Raw genomic sequence first — 5616 nt, 5'->3', positions numbered from 1 at the left:
GGCGGTGAGTCAACCAGTTCAGCCGTCAAGACAACCCAACGCGTCTTGACCACTGAAGTTTCAACGATCTGAAAGATATAAGGAGACGACCATGGACCCCGCCACCCGGCAACTGATCGAGTACGCGCGTTACCACCGCGACCCGCGCAACATCGCCACCCACTTCGTCGGCATCCCGCTCATCGCCTTCGGCATCGCGGCGCTGCTGGCGCGGGTGCCCATGGGGGGCGCCGGTGCGGTGCTGCCCGGGGCCGACTGGCTGGTCTGGGGGCTCACGGCGGTCTGGTACCTGCGGCTGGGCCGCGCCTCGGTCACCTTGCCGACCATCGCGGCACTGGGCGTGCTGGTGGCGCTGGCGCACCCGCTGGGGGCGGCACCCCTGTCCAGCTGGCTGAGCTGGGGCCTGGGCAGTTTCGTGGTCGGCTGGGTGTTCCAGACCGTGGGCCATGTGTGGGAGGGCCGCAAGCCCGCCTTCTTCGACGACCTGCGCGGCCTGCTGGTGGGGCCGATGTTCCTGGTGGCCGAGGTGCTGAGCGCAGCGGGCCGTCAGCGCGACCTGCGCCCGCTTATCGAGGCCCAAGCTGGGCCTGTGCGGCGCGTCACCCGCCCATCAGCCGCCCGGTGATGAAGGCCCAGTGCGCCGCGCTCACCGGCGTGATCGACAGCCGGCTGCCGCGCTGCAGCAGCACCATGTCGGCCAGTTCGGGCGTGGCGCGCAGCTCGGGCAGGCCGATCGGGCGGGTCTTCTCCAGCGCCTGCACGTCCAGCAGCAGCCAGCGCGGGTTCTCGGGTTGGGACTTGGGGTCGAAGTAGGGCGAGGCGGGGTCGAACTGCGTCGGGTCCGGCCGTGTGCCCGAGGCCACGCGCGCCAGGCCCACGATGCCCGGCTCGGCGCAGCTGGAGTGGTAGAACAGCACACCGTCGCCCACCCGCATCGCGTCGCGCATGAAGTTGCGCGCCTGGTAGTTGCGCACACCGGTCCAGGGCACGGTGGCACCGGGGGCGGCCAGCGCATCGTCGATCGAGCACTCCTCGGGCTCGGACTTCATCAGCCAGTACTGGTGTGTCATGCGGCCGATCTTATCGGCGCCGGGCTTGCCGGGTCAGGCCGGGTGGGCGGTGAGGCGAAAACGCGCGACCGAGGCCACCAGGTGGCGTGCCTGTTCGTCCAGGCTTTGCGAGGCCGCGGCCGTTTCTTCCACCAGTGCGGCGTTTTGCTGCGTGGTCTGGTCCAGCTGGGCGATGGCTTCGCCCACCTGGCCCACCCCGGTGCTCTGTTCCTGCATGGCGTTGGCGATGTCCACCACCAGCTGGCTCACGCGCTTGATTTCATGCACCACCTCGCCCATGGCGCTGCCGGCGCGGTCGGCCAGATCGGTGCCGGCGTGCACCTGCTCCATGCTGGCGGCGATCAGCTGTTTGATCTGCCGCGCCGCGTCGGCCGAGCGGCCCGCCAGGGCGCGCACCTCCGATGCCACGACGGCAAAACCGCGTCCCTGCTCACCGGCGCGGGCGGCTTCCACCGCGGCGTTGAGCGCGAGGATGTTGGTCTGGAAAGCGATGCCATCGATCACGCCGATGATTTCGCCGATGCGCTGCGACGAGGCGTCGATGCCGCGCATGATGCGCACCACCGACCCGACGGTGTCACCGCCGTTTTCGGCCGCGGTGGACGCGTTCATGGCCAGGGTGCGGGCTTGCTGCGCCGCATCGGCGTTGAGGGCGATGGCGCTGGTGAGCTCTTCCATCGAGGCGGCGGACTGTTCCAATGCGCTGGCCTGGGCTTCGGTGCGGCCGCTCAGGTCGGTGTTGGCGCTGGCGATCTGGGTCGAGGCCGAGCCCACCTGTTCCACGCCCTGGTGCACCTGCGCGACAAGCTCGCGCAGGCTGGCCTGCATGGTGGCCAGCGCACGCAGCAGGTCGGCCACCTCGTCGGCCCCCTGGGCGTTCAAGGGCTGGGTCAGGTCGCCGGCGGCGATGCGGTGGGCCACGGCCACGCCGCTGCGCAGCGGGTGCACGATGCTGCGCGCCAGCACCACCGAAGCCACACAGCCCAGCAGACGGGCGGTGGCGCCCAGCACCAGCAACAGGTTGCGGGCGCTGGTGATGCCCTGGGTCACCGATGTGCCGTGCGCCTGGGCCAGCTGGTCTTGCAACTGGCGCAGGGTGTCGATGGGGGCCTGCAGCCGGGCCAGTGCGGGCAGGGTTTGTTCGCGCACCAGCTGGCGCGCCTGCTCCAGCTGGCCGGCCTGCACCAGGGGGGCGACCTGCACGAACGACGCCACGTAGGCGATGCGCGCCTCGCGCAGCTGGGCCAGGGCGGCCAGCCCCTCGGGCCGCGTCACCAGCCGGTCCAGCGTCTGGAGGGCCTCGTCGATGCGCGTGCGGTTGGCGTTGATGCGGGCTTGCACGGCCGGCACCTGATCGGGTGCCACCAGCAACAGCTCGGTGGTGGCCAGGCCGTTGGCCCGTGTGGCGGTGTCGATCACGGCGACCGCCGACACCTTCACCAGCTCTTGTTCGATCAGCTGGTGGTTCTGCTCGCCGATGCGCTGCAGCGAAAAATAGGACGAACCGATCAGCCCTGCGATGAGCAACAGCATCAGACCGAACCCCACCGCGAGCCGTGCTCCGATGCGCAACCTGGCAACCCAACCCATGTCCATCTCCTGGTCCGTGAACACCACGGCCTGATGGGTGTTGATCGGCCAGCTCCGCGGCGGCTGCATACGCCGGAAGAACGAGGCCGGCGTGCCATTGGAGCTACTGGGCGCGCCCAAAAAAAAGGTTCGCCTGCCGGCGGTGATGCCGGTCAGGTGAACCCCGGGGAGGCTGGCAGGGCCAGCGTGTCAGATCGTCAGCTCGGCCATGGACGACTTGGGAAAGTCGAGTTCGGGTTCCGGCTCCAGACCGTCAAAGGGCAGGGTGAAGTAGAAGACGCAGCCCTGGCCCGGCGCGGTTTCGGCCCAGATGCGGCCGCCGTGCCGTTCAATGATGCGTTGCGACAGCGCCAGGCCGGTGCCGGTGCCCTCGAAGTCCATCGAATGGTGCTGGCGCTGGAACATCACGAACAGGTTGTGCGCCTTTTCCAGGTCGAAGCCGACCCCGTCGTCGCGGACATAGAAGGTGCGCCCGCCCACCGGGTTGACGCGCCAGCCCACTTCGATGTGCGCGCTCTCGTGCGTGCGGGTGTACTTGACCGAGTTTTCCAGCAGGTTGGTGAACACCTCGGCCAGCAGCATGGCGTCGCCCCGCACCACCGGCAGGTCTTCTTCCACCGTCCAGGTGATGTTGCGGTTCGGGTGTTCCTGCTTGAGGTGGCCGATCACGCCGTCGACCAGCGGGGTCAGCGGCACCGGCTGCGATTCGATGGCCACCCGGCCCAGGCGGGCGTACTCCAGCAGGCCTTCGATCATCAGGCTCATGCGCTTGCTGGCCTTGGCGATGGAGGCGAGGTATTGCTGGACCAGCTTGTCGCCGTGCTCGCCCAGCTGCTCCTGCAGCAAGGCCAGGAAGCTGGCGATGTGGCGCAGCGGCGCGCGCAGGTCGTGCGAGACCATGTGCGAGAACACGTCCAGGTCCTTGTTGGCCGCCACCAGCTGCTGGGTGCGCTCGGCCACGCGCTTTTCCAGTTCCTTGTTGAGGTCGTTCATCACGTCCTCCAGGCTCTTGGCGGCGGTCATGTCGCGCGTGATGCTGGAGAGGCCCTGCAGCTCGCCGGCCTCGTTGCGCAGCGCGGTCAGCACGGTGTGGGCCCAGAAGCGCGAGCCGTCGTCGCGCAGCCGCCAGCCGCGGGTTTCCCACTGGCCGTGGGCCTTGGCCAGGCGCATCACCTGGTCGGGGTCGACCTCGTCTTCGCCCGCGTTGTTGGTGGCCAGCAACTGGCGGTACGGCTTGCCCACGATCTGCTGGCGGCGGTGGCCGTGCAGGCGCTGGGCGCTCTCCGTCCATTCGGTGATCACGCCGTCTTCGTTGACGAAATAGACGCAGTAGTCCTGCACCGCGTCCACCATCAGGCGGTAGCGCTGCTCGCTCAGGAACAGCTCGGCGCTGCGTTCGCGCACGCGCTCTTCCAGGTCGCGGTTGGCTTCCAGCACGAACTCTTCGGTGCGCTTGCGGTCGGTGATGTCGTGCAGCTCGATGAAGATGCCTTCGACCAGGCCGTCCTGGGTGTCGGGGATGTAGTGGATCTCGTAGTAGCTGCGCTGGTCACCGGGGCCGGGGCGCTCGATCTCGAAGGTCTGCGGCTGGCCGCTGAGCGCGTCGGCCACGTGCGGCAGGATGTCGGGCAGCAGATCGGGCGGCACCACCAGAGCCAACGGCTCGCCAATCATCTCGTGCGGGTGCTTGCCGTTGCCGTGGGCGTGCGCGCGGTTGACGAAGCGGCAGACCAGGTCCTTGTCGTAGTAGGCCAGGTGCACCGGGATGCGGTCGGTGATGGTCTGCAGGAAGCTCTCGTGCGCGCTCAGGCGCCGCTCGGCCGCCTTGCGCTCGCTGATGTCCACCACCGTGGTGTTGCTGTGCAGGAAGCGGCCTTCGGCGTCGCACACCGCGGTCGATGAAGCCAGCACCTGCAGGCGGCTGCCGTCCTTGCGGCGCACCTCCATTTCCATGCCATCGGTCTGCCCGCCCTGCTGCAGGGACTGCAGCCGCTGCTGGATCACCTCGCGCAGCGCGGGGTCGACCAGGTCGAACAGGTCGCGGTGCGCCACCACTTCCTCGCGCGTGTAGCCCAGCCAGTGCAGCAGGGTCTGGTTGATGTTGACGAAGCGCAGGTCCGCGTCGAGCGACAGGTAGCCGCAAGGCGCGTGGTCGTACAGCGCCTGCGCGCGGTCCAGGGCTTGCTGCAGCTCGTGCGTGCGCTGGGCCACCAGGGCTTCAAGGTCGGGAGCGGCCTGTGCCGGGGCTGTGGTGTGGTCCATGAGAAGGGCTCCAGATCTGGCCTGCCGAGGCAGGCGGAATGACTTGTCCCCACACTATCGGCCGCCGCGCGCCGAAATTCAGTCCCAGACCCTGTCGCCATCGCGGGAAAAAGGCACAAAAAAGCCCCTGGCTTTCGCTCAGGGGCTGGCGTGTGTTGGCGCTCGCTTACTTGAGGCCGGCGGCTTCGCGCAGTGCAACCGCTTTGTCCGTGCGTTCCCAGGTGAACTCGGGCTCTTCGCGGCCGAAGTGGCCATAGGCGGCGGTCTTGCTGTAGATCGGGCGCAGCAGGTCCAGCATCTGGATGATGCCCTTGGGGCGCAGGTCGAAGTGGGCCTCGACCAGCTTGGCGATCTCGTCGTCGGGGATCACGCCCGTGCCTTCGGTGTAGACGGTGATGTTCATCGGCTTGGCCACGCCGATGGCGTAGGCCACCTGCACCTGGCACTGGCGCGCCAGACCGGCTGCCACCACGTTTTTGGCCACGTAGCGGGCGGCGTAGGCGGCCGAACGGTCCACCTTCGACGGGTCCTTGCCCGAGAACGCGCCTCCGCCGTGCGGGCAGGCGCCGCCGTAGGTGTCGACGATGATCTTGCGGCCCGTCAGGCCACAGTCGCCTTGCGGTCCGCCGATGACGAAGCGGCCGGTCGGGTTGACCAGGTAGCGGGTGTTCTGCAGCCATTCCTTGGGCAGCAC

Annotated in this window: 5 protein-coding genes; 1 reads left to right on the top strand and 4 read right to left on the bottom strand. The window is 68.6% G+C overall.

Annotated elements, in window-relative coordinates; translation table 11 throughout:
• The first annotated feature begins 91 nt into the window (after nt 1–91).
• A complete protein-coding gene (locus ACR2JA_RS13430; protein WP_434009583.1) occupies nt 92–625 on the top strand; it encodes a DUF962 domain-containing protein in 534 nt (177 codons plus the stop codon).
• Here the strand turns inward: ACR2JA_RS13430 and ACR2JA_RS13425 are convergent.
• From ACR2JA_RS13425 to ACR2JA_RS13410, 4 genes are all read right to left on the bottom strand, one after another.
• Nucleotides 600–1070: an EVE domain-containing protein gene (locus ACR2JA_RS13425; protein ID WP_434009582.1), complete on the bottom strand. Its 471-nt coding sequence runs from the start codon at nt 1068–1070 to the stop codon at nt 600–602. The genes ACR2JA_RS13430 and ACR2JA_RS13425 overlap by 26 nt on opposite strands.
• A 33-nt stretch (nt 1071–1103) precedes the next feature.
• Entirely contained in the window at nt 1104–2660 is a 1557-nt protein-coding gene (locus ACR2JA_RS13420; RefSeq protein WP_434009581.1) for a methyl-accepting chemotaxis protein, read from the bottom strand.
• Between the two features lie 189 nt (nt 2661–2849).
• On the bottom strand, nt 2850–4922 hold the full coding sequence (locus ACR2JA_RS13415) for a PAS domain-containing sensor histidine kinase (RefSeq protein ID WP_434009580.1): 2073 nt from the start codon (nt 4920–4922) through the stop codon (nt 2850–2852).
• A gap of 166 nt (nt 4923–5088) precedes the next feature.
• Nucleotides 5089–5616: methionine adenosyltransferase domain-containing protein (locus ACR2JA_RS13410; protein ID WP_434009579.1), on the bottom strand; the 528-nt coding region annotated here is incomplete at its 5' end.

The organism is Hydrogenophaga sp., from assembly GCF_051007235.1.
Taxonomy (GTDB): Bacteria; Pseudomonadota; Gammaproteobacteria; order Burkholderiales; family Burkholderiaceae_C; genus Hydrogenophaga.
The sequence above is the reverse complement of the archived record's forward strand: the minus strand, read 5'-3'. Positions and strand labels throughout refer to the sequence as shown.

Coding starts and splice junctions, on each gene's coding strand:
- ACR2JA_RS13430 (WP_434009583.1), top strand. CDS start 92: ATGGACCCCGCCACCCGGCAACTGATCGAGTACGCGCGTTACCACCGC.
- ACR2JA_RS13415 (WP_434009580.1), bottom strand. CDS start 4,922: ATGGACCACACCACAGCCCCGGCACAGGCCGCTCCCGACCTTGAAGCC.
- ACR2JA_RS13425 (WP_434009582.1), bottom strand. CDS start 1,070: ATGACACACCAGTACTGGCTGATGAAGTCCGAGCCCGAGGAGTGCTCG.
- ACR2JA_RS13420 (WP_434009581.1), bottom strand. CDS start 2,660: ATGGGTTGGGTTGCCAGGTTGCGCATCGGAGCACGGCTCGCGGTGGGG.